The 17,433-nt window shown below is 40.0% G+C and carries 15 protein-coding genes and 3 tRNA genes; 11 read left to right on the forward strand and 7 right to left on the reverse strand.

Annotation, left to right across the window (positions count from 1 at the left end):
- The first annotated feature begins 93 nt into the window (after window positions 1-93).
- The 4 genes from F952_RS14605 (at window position 94) to F952_RS14625 (ending at window position 2,047) form a co-directional block, all read left to right on the forward strand.
- Window positions 94-167 (forward strand) — tRNA-Cys (locus F952_RS14605).
- A 15-nt stretch (window positions 168-182) separates the two neighbouring features.
- Window positions 183-268, forward strand: a tRNA-Leu gene (locus F952_RS14610).
- Between the two features lie 456 nt (window positions 269-724).
- Window positions 725-1,888: a glycerate kinase family protein gene (locus F952_RS14620; RefSeq protein WP_004929321.1), complete on the forward strand. Its 1,164-nt coding sequence runs from the start codon at window positions 725-727 to the stop codon at window positions 1,886-1,888.
- A 73-nt stretch (window positions 1,889-1,961) separates the two neighbouring features.
- Window positions 1,962-2,047, forward strand: a tRNA-Leu gene (locus F952_RS14625).
- A gap of 416 nt (window positions 2,048-2,463) precedes the next feature.
- Here the strand turns inward: F952_RS14625 and F952_RS14630 are convergent.
- From F952_RS14630 to rlmE, 4 genes are all read right to left on the reverse strand, one after another.
- Complete coding sequence (locus tag F952_RS14630; RefSeq protein ID WP_004929323.1) at window positions 2,464-2,778, reverse strand: DUF5713 family protein; 315 nt, start codon at window positions 2,776-2,778, stop codon at window positions 2,464-2,466.
- Between the two features lie 83 nt (window positions 2,779-2,861).
- A complete protein-coding gene (gene folP, locus F952_RS14635) occupies window positions 2,862-3,713 on the reverse strand; it encodes a dihydropteroate synthase (protein ID WP_004929326.1) in 852 nt (283 codons plus the stop codon).
- A 128-nt stretch (window positions 3,714-3,841) separates the two neighbouring features.
- A complete protein-coding gene (ftsH, locus tag F952_RS14640) occupies window positions 3,842-5,737 on the reverse strand; it encodes an ATP-dependent zinc metalloprotease FtsH (RefSeq protein WP_004929328.1) in 1,896 nt (631 codons plus the stop codon).
- 133 nt (window positions 5,738-5,870) lie between these two features.
- Window positions 5,871-6,521 carry a 23S rRNA (uridine(2552)-2'-O)-methyltransferase RlmE gene (gene rlmE, locus F952_RS14645; protein ID WP_004929330.1) on the reverse strand — a complete coding sequence of 217 codons (651 nt, stop codon included), beginning with the start codon at window positions 6,519-6,521 and terminating at the stop codon, window positions 5,871-5,873.
- Between the two features lie 197 nt (window positions 6,522-6,718).
- Here rlmE and yhbY point away from each other — a divergent pair, with 197 nt between their 5' ends.
- On the forward strand, window positions 6,719-7,045 hold the full coding sequence (gene yhbY / locus F952_RS14650) for a ribosome assembly RNA-binding protein YhbY (RefSeq protein WP_004929332.1): 327 nt from the start codon (window positions 6,719-6,721) through the stop codon (window positions 7,043-7,045).
- A 12-nt stretch (window positions 7,046-7,057) separates the two neighbouring features.
- Window positions 7,058-7,594: a DOMON-like domain-containing protein gene (locus F952_RS14655; RefSeq protein ID WP_004929335.1), complete on the forward strand. Its 537-nt coding sequence runs from the start codon at window positions 7,058-7,060 to the stop codon at window positions 7,592-7,594.
- A gap of 36 nt (window positions 7,595-7,630) precedes the next feature.
- On the opposite strand, the gene F952_RS14660 is transcribed toward F952_RS14655, so the two are convergent.
- Window positions 7,631-8,059 (reverse strand): hypothetical protein, encoded by a 429-nt coding sequence (locus F952_RS14660; protein WP_004929337.1) that lies wholly within the window; start codon window positions 8,057-8,059, stop codon window positions 7,631-7,633.
- Between the two features lie 345 nt (window positions 8,060-8,404).
- Here F952_RS14660 and carA point away from each other — a divergent pair, with 345 nt between their 5' ends.
- The 4 genes from carA (at window position 8,405) to F952_RS14680 (ending at window position 13,960) form a co-directional block, all read left to right on the forward strand.
- A complete protein-coding gene (gene carA / locus F952_RS14665) occupies window positions 8,405-9,544 on the forward strand; it encodes a glutamine-hydrolyzing carbamoyl-phosphate synthase small subunit (protein ID WP_004929341.1) in 1,140 nt (379 codons plus the stop codon).
- A 14-nt stretch (window positions 9,545-9,558) separates the two neighbouring features.
- On the forward strand, window positions 9,559-12,792 hold the full coding sequence (gene carB, locus F952_RS14670) for a carbamoyl-phosphate synthase large subunit (protein WP_004929344.1): 3,234 nt from the start codon (window positions 9,559-9,561) through the stop codon (window positions 12,790-12,792).
- A gap of 89 nt (window positions 12,793-12,881) precedes the next feature.
- The gene (greA, locus tag F952_RS14675) at window positions 12,882-13,358 is read left to right on the forward strand and encodes a transcription elongation factor GreA (RefSeq protein WP_004929349.1); all 477 of its coding nucleotides are present in this window, start codon (window positions 12,882-12,884) and stop codon (window positions 13,356-13,358) included.
- Between the two features lie 143 nt (window positions 13,359-13,501).
- A complete protein-coding gene (locus F952_RS14680; protein ID WP_004929351.1) occupies window positions 13,502-13,960 on the forward strand; it encodes a universal stress protein in 459 nt (152 codons plus the stop codon).
- Window positions 13,961-13,981: 21 nt separating this feature from the next.
- On the opposite strand, the gene F952_RS14685 is transcribed toward F952_RS14680, so the two are convergent.
- Entirely contained in the window at window positions 13,982-14,302 is a 321-nt protein-coding gene (locus F952_RS14685) for an MGMT family protein (protein WP_004929353.1), read from the reverse strand.
- A 250-nt stretch (window positions 14,303-14,552) separates the two neighbouring features.
- Here F952_RS14685 and F952_RS14690 point away from each other — a divergent pair, with 250 nt between their 5' ends.
- A complete protein-coding gene (locus F952_RS14690) occupies window positions 14,553-15,002 on the forward strand; it encodes a universal stress protein (RefSeq protein ID WP_004929355.1) in 450 nt (149 codons plus the stop codon).
- Between the two features lie 151 nt (window positions 15,003-15,153).
- On the opposite strand, the gene F952_RS14695 is transcribed toward F952_RS14690, so the two are convergent.
- A partial coding sequence (locus tag F952_RS14695; protein WP_004929357.1) for a BapA/Bap/LapF family large adhesin occupies window positions 15,154-17,433 on the reverse strand: 2,280 nt, incomplete at its 5' end.

The raw sequence follows: 17,433 nt of genomic DNA on the forward strand, positions 1-17,433 counted from the left end.
ATTTTATTTTAGATGTTGTTTTTCTGTGCATATTCGCAAAATTCACTATTGTTTTTTTTCTGAAGCTTGCTAATATGTGCATCACCAAATGATGGCGGGGTGGCAGAGTGGTCATGCAGCGGACTGCAACTCCGTGTACGCCGGTTCGATTCCGACCTCCGCCTCCAAATTTGGTAAATAAAGCCCGGGTGGTGAAATAGGTAGACACAGGGGATTTAAAATCCCCCGCCCTCAAAGCGTGCCGGTTCGAGTCCGGCCCCGGGCACCATTTTCAACCAGTGAAAATGGTGATCTTAAAGAATCCAGCGAAAGCTGGTTTTTTTATGTCTAAAAATTACCAGTCAATTATCTAATAAGTATAAACAATCCATGAACACTAAGAAAGAAATAGAAATAACCGTCTAATCACAGAGAATGTTTTTCGAGATAATTGTGGAAAAAGAAATCCCAAACCAAATAAAAACAAGACTGTTAGAACAATTATTATTTCAGGCTTCCATTCAGAACTTATATATTTTGCCACGAACAATGCGATTGCCCATCCTAAAATACCCCCTGTGAGTGCATATAATCCTCCAAATATAAATCGATCTTTTATTGTCCAAGAATCTATATTTTTTTTCATTCAAATTTCTCTTAAATATTTTTATGACGTTTGATGCTATCTTGAAGATTAAAACTGATTCCCCTTCACATTTATTTAAAAATAAGTTGTATATCTATAATGCCAAAAACTTTTGTACTTGCACCCGACTCATTTAAAGAAAGTATGAGCGCCATTGAAGCTTGCGAGGCGATGCAAGCGGGATTACAAAACGTATTTCCCGATGCTCATTTTATTCTATGCCCTATGGCTGACGGCGGTGAAGGAACAGTCGATGCATTGATTAATGCTGCTCAAGGCAAACGAATTAATATCAATGTCATGGGTCCCTTACCCACCCAAATAATTAATACTTATTTTGGGTTAATTGATGAAGGAAAAACAGCCGTCATTGAAATGGCCAAAGCCAATGGCATTCATCTACTCTCACCAGCGCAGCGTAATCCATTACATACCTCTACTTTTGGAACGGGTGAAATGATTCGTGCCGCGCTTGATCTTAAAGTTTCAAAAATTATTATCGGATTGGGCGGTAGCGTGACCAATGATGCAGGTATGGGAATGGCGATGGCACTGGGTGTACGGTTTCTTGATCATTATGGATTAACCGTACCCTTGGGTGGTGGTAATTTAGTGCAGATTTGCACAATGGATCTGTCACAGCTTGATCCACGTCTCAAAGATGTTGAAATTATTATTGCCAGTGATGTAAACAATCCTCTGTTAGGTGTTCAAGGAGCAAGTTATATTTTCGGCCCTCAAAAGGGGGCTACAGCAGAAATGATTAAGCAACTTGAAGCTAATATTACTCACTTTGCTCATATAGTCGAACAGCAACTCAAAAGAGAATTTAAAGCGATTGCAGGTGCAGGCGCAGCGGGTGGACTGGCATTTGGACTTATGGCGTTTACTGCAGCCAAAATTCAATCTGGTGTAGAAACAGTGATTCAAAATACACACTTACATGAGGCGATTCAGCAAGCTGATTATGTATTTACAGGCGAAGGTGGAATAGATTTTCAAACCAAATTTGGTAAAACACCAATCGGTGTAGCTCATCTTGCACAGTCCTTAGGTAAACCTGTGATTGCATGCGCTGGATATATCGGATCTGGGATTAATGAACTTTATGAACATGGAATGACAGCAATTTTTGGAATTTTAGATAAAACTACAGATATTGATAGTGCTTGCAAAAATGGCAAGGAGAATCTCGCAAGAACAAGCGAAAATATTGGCCGCCTCATTGCCCAAGTAGATCAATTTAAGACACCCTCAGAGTAGTTGCTTGAAAAAACTACAAATAATTTGAGTTATTCTTGCCAATCGTAAACTCTTGAACTATGATTGCCCACATGCCCGGGTGGTGAAATAGGTAGACACAGGGGATTTAAAATCCCCCGCCCTCAAAGCGTGCCGGTTCGAGTCCGGCCCCGGGCACCATTTCAATTAATGAAAATGGTCACGATAAAGAATCCAGCAATAGCTGGTTTTTTTTATATCTGAAGTTTAGAGAAAATTATAAACTCAAATGCTATTATCGCATTTCATCACCATCTGAATAACTACCCATATTGATACACATGATTCATTTGCATCTAGTACACAATCAAAATATATAAAACATTTAATGTGAATAACTGTTATTCAGTAATGCAGTCGATATCAAAATTAGCTTTTTTGGCTCTTTTATTGAGATATTTGATAGTTTATTTAGATTCTATTTAGAATAGTTTTTAATCATCACATATTGATAAATAACATTTATGCTTTAACCTCGTTTTGATTTTACGCCATAGATTATTCAATTTATCTATTTAGATGAGGCGTAAAATAATCAGCCTTGTGGAGAATGGTGATTACCATTCCCGATTTGCGACCAGTTCTTCTAAATCAATATCGAGATAACCCGCTTCTTGCACGACCATCATCATGGCCTCAGCAATATAATCAGTCGCAGTTTCATCCAAACCCGAGTCTAAATCTTCAAACAAAGGCTTCATCTCATTAATTCTGACTAAAGTTAAAGCTGCCAATTGGTAAATATCAGATTCAGACTTATGATTTTTTTGAATTTTTTTAAAAAAATCTAGAATATGCTGTTTGACTTCAGCCACTAAAACCTCAGGATAATAGCCATCATCAAACATCGGGAGAAGAAGATCGTTAAACATCAGCACATCTTTTTAATAAAAACGTGCTGCTTATATCATAAGTTTTATCAAAAGGCGACTGTTTTTAATACAGCAGTTTCAACTCAGGCATTGAGTGCTGCTTGCCAAACGCGTATTGCATCTACCATAGCCTTGACATCATGAACCCTGACGATTGAAGCACCTTGTTGTAGGCTTATCAGATGCCCTGCTACGCTACCAATAGCACGCTGATCGGCGGTCGCTCCTTGTAAGGCTTCACCAATAAAACGTTTTCGGGATAAACCAGAGAGTATCGGATACCCCATTGCATTAAACTTCCATAACTCGTTTAAAAGTTTTAAATTCTGCCCAGCATTCTTTGCAAAACCAAAACCAGGATCAACCACAATATTTTCAACTCGTATTCCATGATCAAGTGCGTCTTGAATACGCTGACTTAACTCATGCATCACCTCTGCAACAACATCGCCATACTGATCTAATTGATTCATGGTAGTGGGTTCGCCACGCATATGCATGATGATGACAGGAATATCAAGTTGTGCTGCTGTTTCAATCGCCTGAGGGCGGGTTAATGCCCTTACATCATTCCAAATATGCGCACCTGCTTCTATGGCAGCTTTAATCACTTCTGGCTGGCTGGTATCAATTGACAAGATGATTTTCTCTTTAGATAGCATCTCCACCACTGGTACTACACGTCGTATTTCTTCCTCAATCTCAACAGAGGATGCGCCTGGACGTGTCGATTCTCCACCAATATCAATAATAGATGCACCATCACCAATCATTTGCATGGCATGTGCATATGCTTTCTCTTTTTGATGATGCTGTCCACCATCGCTAAACGAGTCTGGTGTTACATTTAAAATCCCCATGACCTGTGGCTCAGATAAATCAAGTAAATATGATCCACATTTCAATTGTTTTTGAGGCAAAGGGCTTAAATGCATTTTTTACTCCATTTATTGATAAATAGCTTGAGTATATACGTTTTAAAAAAATGATTTCATTTGACACCCAGTCAAATAACATCCAAATAAAAAAGAGCTGCCTAAGCAGCTCTTTCAAACTAAAAGATTTAACCCATTGAAGGTAGAGGTGGTGGTGTAGATGGACCATTACTTGGCGGTTCAACATCAATTACTGGGTTTTCCGCTACATATACTTTTGGTGGACGTGGTTCACGACCTTCCATAATGTCACGTACTTGCTCACGATCAATAGTTTCCCACTCCATCAGCGCTTTAACCATCACATGTGCTTTATCCTTGTTCTGTTCAAGAATATCCCAGGCAACTTTATATTGCTCATCCAAAATACGACGAACTTCCTGATCGACCTGCTGCTGAGTTGCCTCAGAAATGGTACGACTACCGACATTACCAAAGAAACCTTGAGTATTGTCATCTTCGTAGACCATTACACCTAGTCGATCTGACATGCCATATTTGGTGACCATTGCACGCGCCATTTTAGTTGCACGTTCAAAGTCATTGGATGCACCAGTAGATTGCTGATTAATGAAGATTTCTTCAGCAATACGTCCACCAAACAAAATGGAAATTTCATTTAGCATTTTGTCTTTATAATGACTAATCTGGTCTTGTTCAGGCAATTGCCAAGTTACACCCAATGCCCAACCACGTGGCATAATCGTCACCTTGTGCACAGGATCTGTGCCTGGTAGCACCTCTGCAACAATCGCATGTCCAGATTCATGGTAAGCCGTAGCACGACGTTCTTCTTCACGAAGAATCATTGATTTACGCTCTGGTCCCATATAAATCTTGTCTTTAGCATCTTCAAAGTCATGCATATCCACCGTATTTTTATTACGACGGGCAGCAAACAATGCAGCTTCATTCACAAGATTTGCAAGTTGCGCACCAGAAAATCCTGGTGTACCACGTGCCAACACTTTTACATCCACACCAGTCACAGACGGAAGCTTGGTTAAATGCACATTTAAAATTTGCTCACGTCCATTAATGTCTGGCAAACCAACCATCACTTGACGGTCAAAACGACCTGGACGAAGTAACGCTTTATCAAGTACATCAACACGGTTGGTTGCAGCAATAACAATTACACCTTCATTACCTTCAAAACCATCCATTTCAACCAGCATCTGGTTTAAGGTCTGCTCACGCTCATCATGTCCACCACCAGTACCCGAACCACGATGGCGACCAACCGCATCAATCTCATCGATAAAGATAATGCATGGCGCATGACGTTTAGCTTGCTCAAACATATCACGTACACGAGAAGCACCTACACCCACAAACATTTCGACAAAATCAGAACCTGAAATGCTAAAAAATGGTACTTTTGCTTCACCTGCAATGGCTTTCGCCAATAGCGTTTTACCTGTTCCTGGAGGTCCTACCATTAATACGCCGCGCGGAATAGTCGCACCAAGACGTTTAAATTTAGCAGGATCCTTTAAAAAATCTACGATCTCTACAACTTCTTGTTTTGCTTCGTCACAGCCAGCAACATCTTTAAATGTTACCTTGATCTGGTCTTCAGAAAGCATTTTTGCTTTTGATTTACCAAAACTCATTGGACCGTTCTTACCGCCTGCACCGCCACCCATGTTTCGCATAAAGAACATGAATAACAAAATGATTAAAAGCACAGGGAAACTAGCAATGAGAAGTTGCATCAACAAGCCTTGACGTTGAGGTGCAGTACCTTCAACCACAACTTTATTTTTGTTTAGGCTAGGTAAAAGCTCAGTGTCTTCAACTTGTGGACGTACTGTCTCAAAGTGAGAGCCATTGGTTTTCTCACCACTAATATTCAAACCATCAATAGTGACTTGCTTAATTTGACCAGCATTTACCGACGCAACAAATTCCGAATAATTCATTGCAGCAGGCTTATTACGGTCACTGATGTTACTGAAAATCAAGATCAGAACACCAAGTATTATTAGCCACAATACGGCATTCTTGAAGAGATCGCTCAAAGCTTTATTCCCATTATCAATCGAATTTGATCATGCCCACATACATGGGTTGACCGTAGTACACAGCAAGTCTCGTGCTTGCAATTTCAAAAAGTACAAAATGCACAATTTTTAGCAGATTGGCAAGTAAACTTTATTGCAAGGCTTTTTTACGGCCCTGACCGATCAAGAAAACTTCTTTTGATCGTGCACGAGAGGCAGCAGGTTTTACAGTTTTTAGGACATCAAAACTATCGACAACCTGCTTACGAAATTCATCAAAACCTGATCCCTGGAAAACTTTAACGACAAACTGACCATCTGGACCAAGTACTTTTTGAGCAAAATCTAAAGCCAATTCACATAAATAAATCTGACGTGGCTGATCTACTGCCCTATTACCTGATGTATTGGGGGCCATATCTGAAATTACAATGTCTACAGTACGCCCATTTAAAATATTTAACAATTTTTCGAATACTTCTTCTTCCCGAAAGTCACCTTGCAGGAATGTCACATCAGGCAGAGTATCCATTGCCAAAATATCAGACGCGATGACCAATCCCTTACTACCGACAAGTTTACCAGCAATTTGAGACCAGCTTCCTGGAGCTGCTCCCAAATCTACTACGGTCATACCAGGTTTGATCAGCCGATATTTTTCTTGAATTTCAAGAAGTTTATACGCAGCACGTGCTCGATAGCCCTCTTTTTGAGCCTTTTTAACAAAGGGATCATCCAGATGCTCTCTCATCCACGCACGACTACTTTTAGATAACTTCTGGTTGGTGATGCGTGTCGCCATAACTTACTAAATATTAAAAAACTTCCGATCTTATATTGTACGTGAAAATCAATATGCTTGCAGTATGGATATGTATCTAATCAATATGCTTTTATGTGATTTTTTTCTATGGTGTTAATCGATTATTTCAACAAAGCCTAGCGCGTTTGATCACGTAGTTTGTTATACTAAAGCGCTTTTAATCCTAGGTAGTTTCAATGGCAGCTTTATCTATCCAAGAACGTAAACGTTTACGTCAAATCGGGCATGCGCTCAATCCAGTAGTCATGATCGGTGGTCAGGGATTGACTGAAGGTGTTATCGAAGAAGCAAATCGCGCTCTCACTGATCACGAATTAATCAAAATCAAAATCGCAGGCGAAGATCGTGAAACTCGTGCTCAAGTCATTGATGAATTAGTTCAAGTGACCGGTGCAGAAGCTGTTCAGAAAATTGGTAAAATTGTTTTGCTTTATAAAAAAGCAGCCAAGCAAAATCCAAATCTTTCAAATCTTGTTCGTCATGCGCATATAGCTAACAAATAGTCGACTGAATCTATGGCGAGCTATGAACTAAATGCATTTGATCGTTTTGATACGATTTCTGTGGTGGGTGCGATTGAACAACAATCGCCCCATCTACTTAATATCGGATTTTGGTTAAGAGATCCGAATCAATTCATCACATGGCCAAAAAAGGTTGTTGCGCATCCTCGTCAAGACTTTTTATGGAACAGCACCTGTTTTGAGGTTTTCATTGGAGTCAAAGGTGAGGACTTTTACCGAGAAGTAAATCTCTCCCCTTCTCAGGCATGGCAGGTGTATCAGTTTGAAGAATATCGTTACCCTGAAAATATGCCACCTGTTCCCGCATATGATATTGAACTGATCAAGCTAGAACGTACACATTATGGTATGAGTATTGGGCTTGATTTAAGCTTGTTTATACAAAAGTTTAATTTAAAGTGGTCGGATATTTATATCGGATTATCCGCTGTACTGGAAACCAGTCAGGGAATTCAATATTACGCGATGCAGCATAGTAGCCCTCAGGCAGATTTTCATAATAAGCGTGACTGGCTACATCAGTTTTAAAAAAAGCGAGATTTTTTATCTCGCTTTTTTCTTTTTTTAAATACGTTCGCGAGCCTTGCTCCATGCTTCAAGTGCATGTTCCTTCGAGCGTTTCAAAACACCAGACAGTGTATCTTTATGCTTTAGTGTGACCTGATTGATATCTTGTTTAACTTCTTTTCCAATTTTACCTAAATCATCAGATAAATTTACTAGCTCATTTTTAAGCACCGTAACAAGTTCTGATAAATCACCCTGAGAGTGATTAAATTGAGATTTAATGACTTCAAGACGTTTGACAATATCAGACTTAATTTGAACCAATTGGGTCTGAATAGTTTGATTTAATTCTTTTGCTTCAGCTTCAATTTTCTCTTGTGTATCAGATAAAATATCCTGTACCTGAGCTGTCGTTTCGGTATAAAGCTGCTCAACTTGCTGTTGATGGACTTGTACTGCTTCTTTTAATGGCTTTTTTGTTGTCATGTCAGTTCCCCTGAATCGTAATGATATTTGGCATGCTGGCTGCCTGCTGATTATAGTAAGCTGTTCTAAATATCAATCGGCAAATATTGTTGGACAATCAAATATTTCACTGAATTTAATCAGTGCTAAAAAGTAAAATTGAGTAAAAACAATAAATTGTTTTAATTCAATATTTCCAAATAAAAACATGGACTTTAACCCTATCCATGCGTATAATGCGCTGTTAAGTTATAAGCGAGCAGACTGAAGGGAGGGGCGTGTTTTTTGAAGACAGCCTACCTTTTTTTATGTCTACTCGCTTTTTTACAGCCCTAATTTTTGTGGTTTTAATTCAGGAGCTTTGGTTTGAGCACCCCCGCCATTTTAGCCCTTGCTGATGGAACGATCTTTAAAGGTACGTCTATCGGTGCTACGGGTTCAACGACTGGTGAAGTCGTTTTTAATACCGCCATGACTGGCTATCAAGAAATTCTGACCGATCCAAGTTATGCACAACAACTTGTGACTCTTACCTATCCTCACATCGGAAATACTGGATGTAACGAAGAAGACACCGAATCTGGTCGCATCCATAAAGTATGGGCAAATGGTCTTATCATTCGTGATCTTCCTTTACTTCATAGTAATTTCCGTTCTGAACAATCTTTGGCTGAATACTTAATACAACACAATGTTGTTGCAATTGCAGATATTGATACCCGTAAATTGACTCGTATCTTGCGTGATAAAGGTGCACAAAACGGTTGTATTTTGGCTGGTGAAAATATTACAGAAGAAGAAGCTCTAGCTAAAGCACGTGCCTTTGGTGGTCTAAACGGTCTGGATCTTGCAAAAGAATGCTGTGATCCAAATGGTTTTGAATGGACTGAAGGTTCATGGGAATTGGGGAAAGGTTTTACTCAACCTGAACTCAAATACCATGTCGTAGCATATGATTACGGTGTCAAAACCAACATCTTACGTATGCTTGCAGATCGTGGCTGTAAACTCACTGTTGTACCTGCCCAGACTCCTGCTGAGCAAGTACTTGCCCTTAATCCAGATGGCGTGTTCCTGTCTAATGGCCCTGGCGATCCAGCAGCATGTGATTATGCCATTGAAGCAGTTAAAACCATCGTCGAAACAACAAATCTACCCGTATTTGGTATTTGTTTAGGTCATCAGATTTTAGCGCTCGCATCAGGTGCCAAAACCATGAAAATGAATCATGGTCACCACGGTGCAAACCATCCTGTACAAAACCTCGAACAAGGTACAGTGATGATTACTTCTCAAAACCACGGCTTTGCTGTTGATGAAAGTACCTTACCTGCAAACTTGAAAGTAACACATCGTTCATTGTTTGATGGTACAAACCAGGGTATTCACCGTACAGATAAACCAGCGTTTAGCTTCCAGGGTCATCCTGAAGCCAGCCCAGGTCCGCATGACTGTGCCCCATTGTTCGATCATTTCATCGAACTTATTGAAGCAGCTAAGAAGTAATTAAGGAGCGTATAATGCCTAAACGTACGGATATTAAAAGCATCTTAATTATTGGTGCAGGTCCTATTGTGATTGGTCAGGCTTGTGAGTTTGACTATTCTGGTGCACAAGCATGTAAAGCACTTCGTGAAGAAGGCTATCGTGTTATTTTGGTCAACTCGAATCCAGCGACCATCATGACCGATCCTTCAATGGCGGATGCAACTTACATTGAGCCAATTACTTGGCAAACTGTTGCGCAAATTATCGAAAAAGAGCGTCCAGATGCTGTGCTTCCAACCATGGGTGGACAAACAGCATTAAACTGTGCGCTGGCACTGGATGAAAATGGTGTTTTAGAAAAGTACGGTGTAGAGCTCATCGGTGCAAGTAAAGATGCCATTGAAAAAGCTGAAGATCGTAAACTTTTTGACCAAGCTATGCGTAAAATTGGTTTGGAATGCCCTAAAGCTGCGATTGCTGAAAACATACAAGAAGCTTTGGAAATTCAATCAAAATTTGGTTTTCCTGTCATTATTCGCCCATCATTTACCATGGGTGGTTCTGGTGGTGGTATCGCATATAACCGTGAAGAGTTTCTTGAAATCTGTGAACGCGGTTTCGACCTCTCTCCAACTCACCAGTTATTGATTGATGAATCATTGATTGGTTGGAAAGAATATGAAATGGAAGTTGTTCGTGATAAAAACGACAACTGTATCATTGTCTGTGCGATTGAAAACTTTGACCCAATGGGTGTCCACACGGGTGACTCAATTACAGTTGCTCCTGCACAAACATTGACCGACAAAGAATACCAGATCATGCGTAATGCATCGATTGCGGTTCTTCGTGAAATTGGTGTTGAAACAGGTGGTTCAAACGTTCAGTTTGGTATCAATCCTAAAGATGGCCGTATGGTCGTGATCGAGATGAACCCACGTGTATCTCGCTCATCTGCACTTGCATCTAAAGCCACAGGTTTCCCAATTGCAAAAATCGCTGCGAAACTGGCGGTGGGTTACACACTTGATGAGTTAAAAAATGACATCACAGGTGGTACTACACCTGCATCATTTGAACCATCAATTGACTATGTTGTGACCAAGATTCCTCGTTTTAACTTCGAGAAATTCCCACAAGCTGAACCTGTACTAACTACACAGATGAAATCTGTGGGTGAAGTGATGGCTATTGGTCGTAACTTCCAAGAGTCTGTACAAAAAGCGCTTCGTGGCTTGGAAGTAGGCGTTTGTGGCTTCGATGAAAAAATTGAAGTTGGTACCGAAGGTGCCCGTGAAAAAATCCAACACGAACTGAATGTTCCTGGACCAGAGCGTATCTGGTATGTCGCAGATGCTTTCCGTCACGGTTTTACTCTGGATGAAGTATTCAATGCAACCAAGATTGACCGTTGGTTCCTGATCCAGATTCAAGACATCATTAAAACTGAAGAACAAGTGAAAACCTTGGGCTTTGGCGACTTGAATGCTGATAATATTCGTGCATTCAAACGTAAAGGTTTATCTGACCTACGTATCGCGAACTTGATGGGTATTTCACAAAAACAATTCCGTAAGCAACGCTGGAATTTAGGTGTCTATCCTGTTTACAAACGCGTTGATACCTGTGCAGCCGAATTTGAATCTTCAACGGCTTACATGTATTCGACTTACGATGAAGAGTGTGAAGCAAATCCATCAAACCGTGACAAAATCATGGTGATTGGTGGCGGTCCAAACCGTATTGGTCAAGGGATAGAGTTTGACTATTGCTGTGTACACGCGGCTCTTGCGATGCGTGAAGACGGCTATGAAACCATTATGGTCAACTGTAACCCTGAAACTGTTTCAACAGACTACGACACTTCTGACCGTTTGTACTTTGAACCTGTTACGCTTGAAGATGTACTTGAAATCGTACGTACCGAGAAGCCTAAAGGCGTAATCGTACAATACGGTGGTCAAACACCTTTGAAATTGGCTCGCGCTTTAGAAGAAGCAGGTACGCCTATCATTGGTACATCTCCAGATGCAATTGATCGTGCAGAAGACCGTGAACGCTTCCAGCAAATGATTCAGCGCCTACAGCTTCGTCAACCGAACAACAGCATTGTCAAATCTGCTGAAGAAGGTATGGCAGAAGCGTCTAAAGTTGGCTATCCATTGGTTGTTCGTCCATCTTATGTGTTGGGTGGGCGTGCTATGGAAATCGTCTACAATGATGATGAACTAAAGCGTTACCTACGTGATGCAGTTCAAGCATCAAATGAAGCACCTGTGCTGCTTGACCATTTCTTGGATGATGCGACTGAAGTTGATGTCGACTGTGTTTCTGATGGTAAAGACGTCGTAATTGGCGGGATCATGCAACATATCGAACAAGCAGGCATTCACTCGGGTGACTCTGCATGTTCTATCCCACCTTACTCTCTTTCTGACACAATTCAGAATGAGATGCGTCGCCAAACTATTGCGATGGCCAAAGAGCTTGGTGTTGTAGGCTTAATGAACGTTCAATTTGCTGTAAAAGGTGATGACGTTTATGTGCTTGAAGTGAATCCACGTGCGTCGCGTACTGTTCCATTCGTATCGAAATGTATTGGTGATTCTTTAGCAAAAGTTGCAGCCCGCTGTATGGCAGGTCAAACGCTTGCATCTCAGGGTTTCACTAAAGAAATTATTCCGACTCGCTTTGCAGTCAAAGAAGCGGTATTCCCATTCGCCAAATTCCAAGGCGTAGACCCAATGCTTGGCCCAGAGATGAAATCTACAGGTGAAGTCATGGGCGTGGGTAAAACCTTTGGCGAAGCATTCTATAAAGCTGTTCTTGGCTCAAATGAACGTTTACCAGGCTTGCCAACAGAAGGCGAAGTGAAGCATGCATTCTTGTCTGTACGTGAGTCAGATAAAAAGCACATTGCAGATATTGCCAAAAAATTGACCGCATTTGGCTTTAAACTTATTGCAACGGGCGGTACTTATCAAGTACTTAAAGCTGCTGGTTTAGCGTGTGAACATGTCAATAAAGTGACCGAAGGCCGTCCACATATTGTTGACCGCTTGAAAAATGGTGAAATACACCTTATTGTCAATACCACAGAAGGTAAACAAGCTCAGTACGATTCAGCAATGATCCGTCGTGCAGCCCTACAGGGTAAAGTGTATTATACGACGACAATCAATGGCGCTGAGGCTGTTTGCCAAGCCTTTGCTATTCAATTACCAATGGATGTATATCGCTTGCAAGATTTACAAACAGTAGGTTAATTCGTTACCGATAAGCCCGTCACCTTATCGGTGGCGGGCTTTTTATTTTTTGAAAAGGTAATTTTCCCATTTCATTCAGAGGGACTAAAATGCAACGTTATCCAATGACTCCCGAGGGCAAACTCGCTCTAGAGAAAGAATTACAGCAACTTAAAAGTGTGGAGCGCCCACGTATCATTCAAGCGATTGCTGAGGCGCGTGAACATGGCGATTTAAAAGAAAATGCCGAATATCATGCTGCACGCGAGCAACAAGGATTCTGTGAAGGCCGTATTCAGGATATCGAAGGTAAATTAGGTGCCGTTCAAATCATTGATGTCAAAGAGTTAGAACAGAATGGGCGTGTGGTTTTTGGTGTAACGGTAACCATTGAAAATTTGGATACCGAAGAGCGTAAAACCTATAAAATCGTTGGTGATGATGAGGCTGATTTTAAAATCAATAAAATTTCAGTGAATTCACCTATTGCCAGAGGCTTGTTAGGTAAAAGTGAAGGTGACGAAGCTAAAATCACAACACCTCAAGGTGAAGTTGAATATGAAATCGTAAGTGTCGAATATATTTAAAATTATCAATCGAGTAAGCCTCCTAAAATTGGGGGCTTACCAACTTAAACACAAAAATAAAAAAAGTATTCTATCCTGTTTATACTTGATCTAAAAGATAAGTCATTCAGTTCAAACTTGATCATTAAAATAAGGACTCCTGCATGCACTACAAGCATATTCTAGTGGCAGTTGATGGTTCTGAACCATCCATTGCTTCACTCCAGCACGCTATTCAACTTGCACAAGATCTCAAGAGTAAATTATCGATTATTGGGGTGCTAGAACTTGATCCCATTATTGCTGAGTCCTATGTCAAAACAGGTGAAAGCAATGAGATGATTGAACGTGCGCGTCGTTATATTCTCGATCATCTTGAAAAGATAAGAGCAGAATATCTTTCAGAAGACCTAGATGTAAGCGTACAGCTTTTGGAAGGTTTTTCAATTGCATCCGTCATTACTCAAGCAGCTGAGAGCCTGAATGTCGATTTAATCATGATGGGATCACATGGACGGACAGGAATCACAAAACTGGTTTTGGGAAGCGTCACCCAAAAAGTTTTAAATGAAAGTTTGAAGCCAGTTCTCATTGTTAAAGCTCAATCTCCCGACAAGCAATAATGTGCTACTCATCCATGATTTTTAACTTTGTGAGACTAACCATTGGTATTTTTTTAGATTAATTTTTCCATTTAGAACAACAATCCCTTCATCCCTCAATTTATTGAGTTGGATGTTCTCCCCTATTTGATTGAGATGATATGTACTGACTTTTCCTTGAGCATTAATAATCCGATGCCAAGGAATATCACTAGCTTGATCTATATTTTTTAAAGTGTAACCAACCAATCTTGCATGCTTAGGTAAACCTGCAAGTCGAGCAATTTGTCCATAAGTTGCCACCTTTCCAAAAGGAACTAGCGCAATTACTTCAAGGATTTGCGAATAAAGCTCTGTTGACATGATTTGATTATCCATAGACAGATTATCACATACACATTTTATAGGATGATTGAGCTTCCCTCTCAGAAATTTGAATCTCAGTATTGAAACTTATTTTCTTAAACGTTCTATGTTACTTTAAATATGACTATCCGTTTTTTCTCATTTGAGAAAAGCTATAGTTTTAAGATTCACATTAAAACCTATGTAAGTAGTCTTTAATGTGAATCGATAATAAATTTCTAATAAATAACAATGGAGCAAGTTAAAGATGGGATATCAGCACATTTTAGTACCCATAGACGGTTCACCTACGTCACTCAGTGCAATTGAGCAAGCCGCAAATCTGGCAATAACTTATCATAGTGAAGTCACTGTTTTATATGTACTTACTATCGACCCTTTCATTAATATTGAATACATCAGTTCTCCAACTTCCACACAAGATGATGCACTTAATCAGACCCGTAACATTATTAAAACAATAATGGATGAGGCTCAGAAGAAATTTTTAAGTTACGGATTAGAAGTAAATACCTTAATTATAGAAGGTCAGGAAGTCCATAAAGAAATTACACGGGTTGCTGAAGAACAGCGTGTAGATCTAATTGTGATTGGATCACATGGGCGTACTGGCGTTAGAAAACTGGTACTGGGAAGTGTGACACAAAAATTATTGGGCGAAACCAAATTGCCTGTATTGGTAGTCCGTGGTGAATAAATTTTCTATTTTCTAAAATTTACATGTCAGATTAAGTGCTGGCATGTATGTAATCTATAAATTTGATTAATTACTATCTTATAAATATTCTTAAAACAATCAAAAAAGAGGGCTTTACAGCCCTCTTTTTTTAATGCTTGAATTATTTCAATTAGAACAATAATTGATTATGTTGTAGCAACTCATCCAATGTTGTATTTACATTTTTCAGAGTTAACAATTCAGTTGAGTCATACGTATGACCAGCACTGCCATCTCGATCAATACTGATTACTGTATCTGCACCTTTCGTTGTAACAGTTACATAGTTATTGATGGTTGAACTACTAACACTTTGACCACTAAGCAATGCAGTGATATCAATTTTGTCTCCATCAGCTTTACTAAAGTCTGTCCATGTATCATGACCATTACCTCCAGTAGCATCAGTTGAATTCAACAATTTGAAAATAACCGTATCTGCACCACCATGAGTGGTATAGGTATCATTACCAGCGCTACTCGTAATAATATCTGCTCCTGCACTGGTGTTGTAAACAAAGCCAGCATTGAATGTTAGTGTTGCAGTCGATTCATCTCCATTTGGCGCGATTAGTTTATACGTAAATTGATCTTCACCACCATCAGTAAGCGTACTGTTTGGTGTATAGGTATAACTGCCATCCGACTTAATCACCAAAGTACCATGTGTACCCAGAATAGATATTCCAGTACTGGTTACTGTCGTATAGGTCAATCCATCATGAGAAATGGCAACATCTGTATAATGAGATGCAACTTTATCTACACCTGCACCCGTATCATCAGTTAAAACATTTCCTTGGACAGTTTCACGAGAGGTTATGGTGTAACTGTCTAGATCTGTTGAAGTCACTTCGCTAGAAACAGATACGTTCCCTGCAACACCTAAGCCTCGATTATAGTTTAAAATATAGCGATACTGTCCTGCTTCTAAATCATCATAGACCTTACCAGTACCATTCGGGAACAGCCCAATAAGATCAGCAAGACTACTTGCTGAAATGGTATCTACCGTTGTCCATGTATTGTTTACAAGTTTTTGGAATTGTACCGATGCTGCTCCACCTAAACCGAGAAGTGAACTTGTCGATAAACCAATTTCAACAGCTCCTAAGTTACCTTGAGCAATTGTAATTGTCTGACTTGTGACAGTTTGACTACCACCTAAACCAATAAGCCAAGATTCATTGATTGATGGACCTGCTGTGGTTGTTTCCGTATTTGTTGCGCCAATACCAACGGTATCTTCATCATTGGTTGCAACGACACTTGTTGCATCAGCCTCTGGATTATTTGGATTCCAAGTTAAATCAAGATCACTATTGGTTCCAATTTGAATAATCAATTTGGCTGTATCACTCTTACCTGTAGATGCATCGGTAATCGTATAATTAAAGGTGTCTGTTTTACCAATTACAGTCACATCGCTATTAGGCGTGTATTTGTAACTTCCGTCAGCTTTAATTGTTAAAGTACCATGTTCACCCACAATCGTAGTTGTGCCATCAGCAGCAACTGTTTGTCCATTGACTGCTGTAACTTTGGTCTGTGATGTTACTTGGTCCTGACCATTGGTTGCATCAGCATCCGTAATTACATTACCTTCTTTGGAAGTGATATCACCCACCACTGGATTTGCAGCTGTATTTTGGGTTGTTAACTGCAAATCTGCTTTAATCGAGGTGCCTAAGCCGATTAACGAACCACCAGTAAAATCAAATCGATAATTACCAGGTGTTAATCCTTCGGCAGTTACTTTAGTCGTTTGACCAAAAATACCCAGCAAATCTAGCAAGCCAGGGGATTGATTATCTGCAATCAACTCCCAGCTACCATCATCTTGCTGCTTATACAATTTCATTTCAGCGTTATCAAACAGGTTAATCAAAGAGCCAGTAGAAACTGAAATAACAGCATCCGCTATCTGATCTTGGCCTACAGTAAAATAGCCAGGGTAAGTAGAAGTTCCTATATTAATAAGCGATGTCTCATTAATGATAGTTTCACTTGGATTTACTGTAACTGGGTAAGTAAAGTCGACCTTAGCCTCAACGATATTGTCTTCAGCATCAATGATAACATTCGGTGCTGTTAGATCTGTGGCTTGTGACTCATTACCTGCCTTATCTGTTGCTGTAATTTTCACTGTTTCAGCATCATTTAATGGATCGGCAAGAGTAACTGTATATTTGCCACTTGAATCTGCAGTCGCTGAGCCTAATACATTACCATTTGCATCTTTGACTTTGACAACAGATCCAGCTTCAGCAGATCCAGTAATCTCAGAACCACCACCATTGAATGTACCCGATGGTGCAGTCGGTGCAGTCAGATCAACAGTCAGGGTGAATGGATCGCTCTTGCCACTCTCATTCCCTACTGGATCAGTCGCTGTGACGCTCAGGTCATG

It is taken from the genome of Acinetobacter baylyi DSM 14961 = CIP 107474 (genome assembly GCF_000368685.1).
GTDB classification, from domain to species: domain Bacteria; phylum Pseudomonadota; class Gammaproteobacteria; order Pseudomonadales; family Moraxellaceae; genus Acinetobacter; species Acinetobacter baylyi.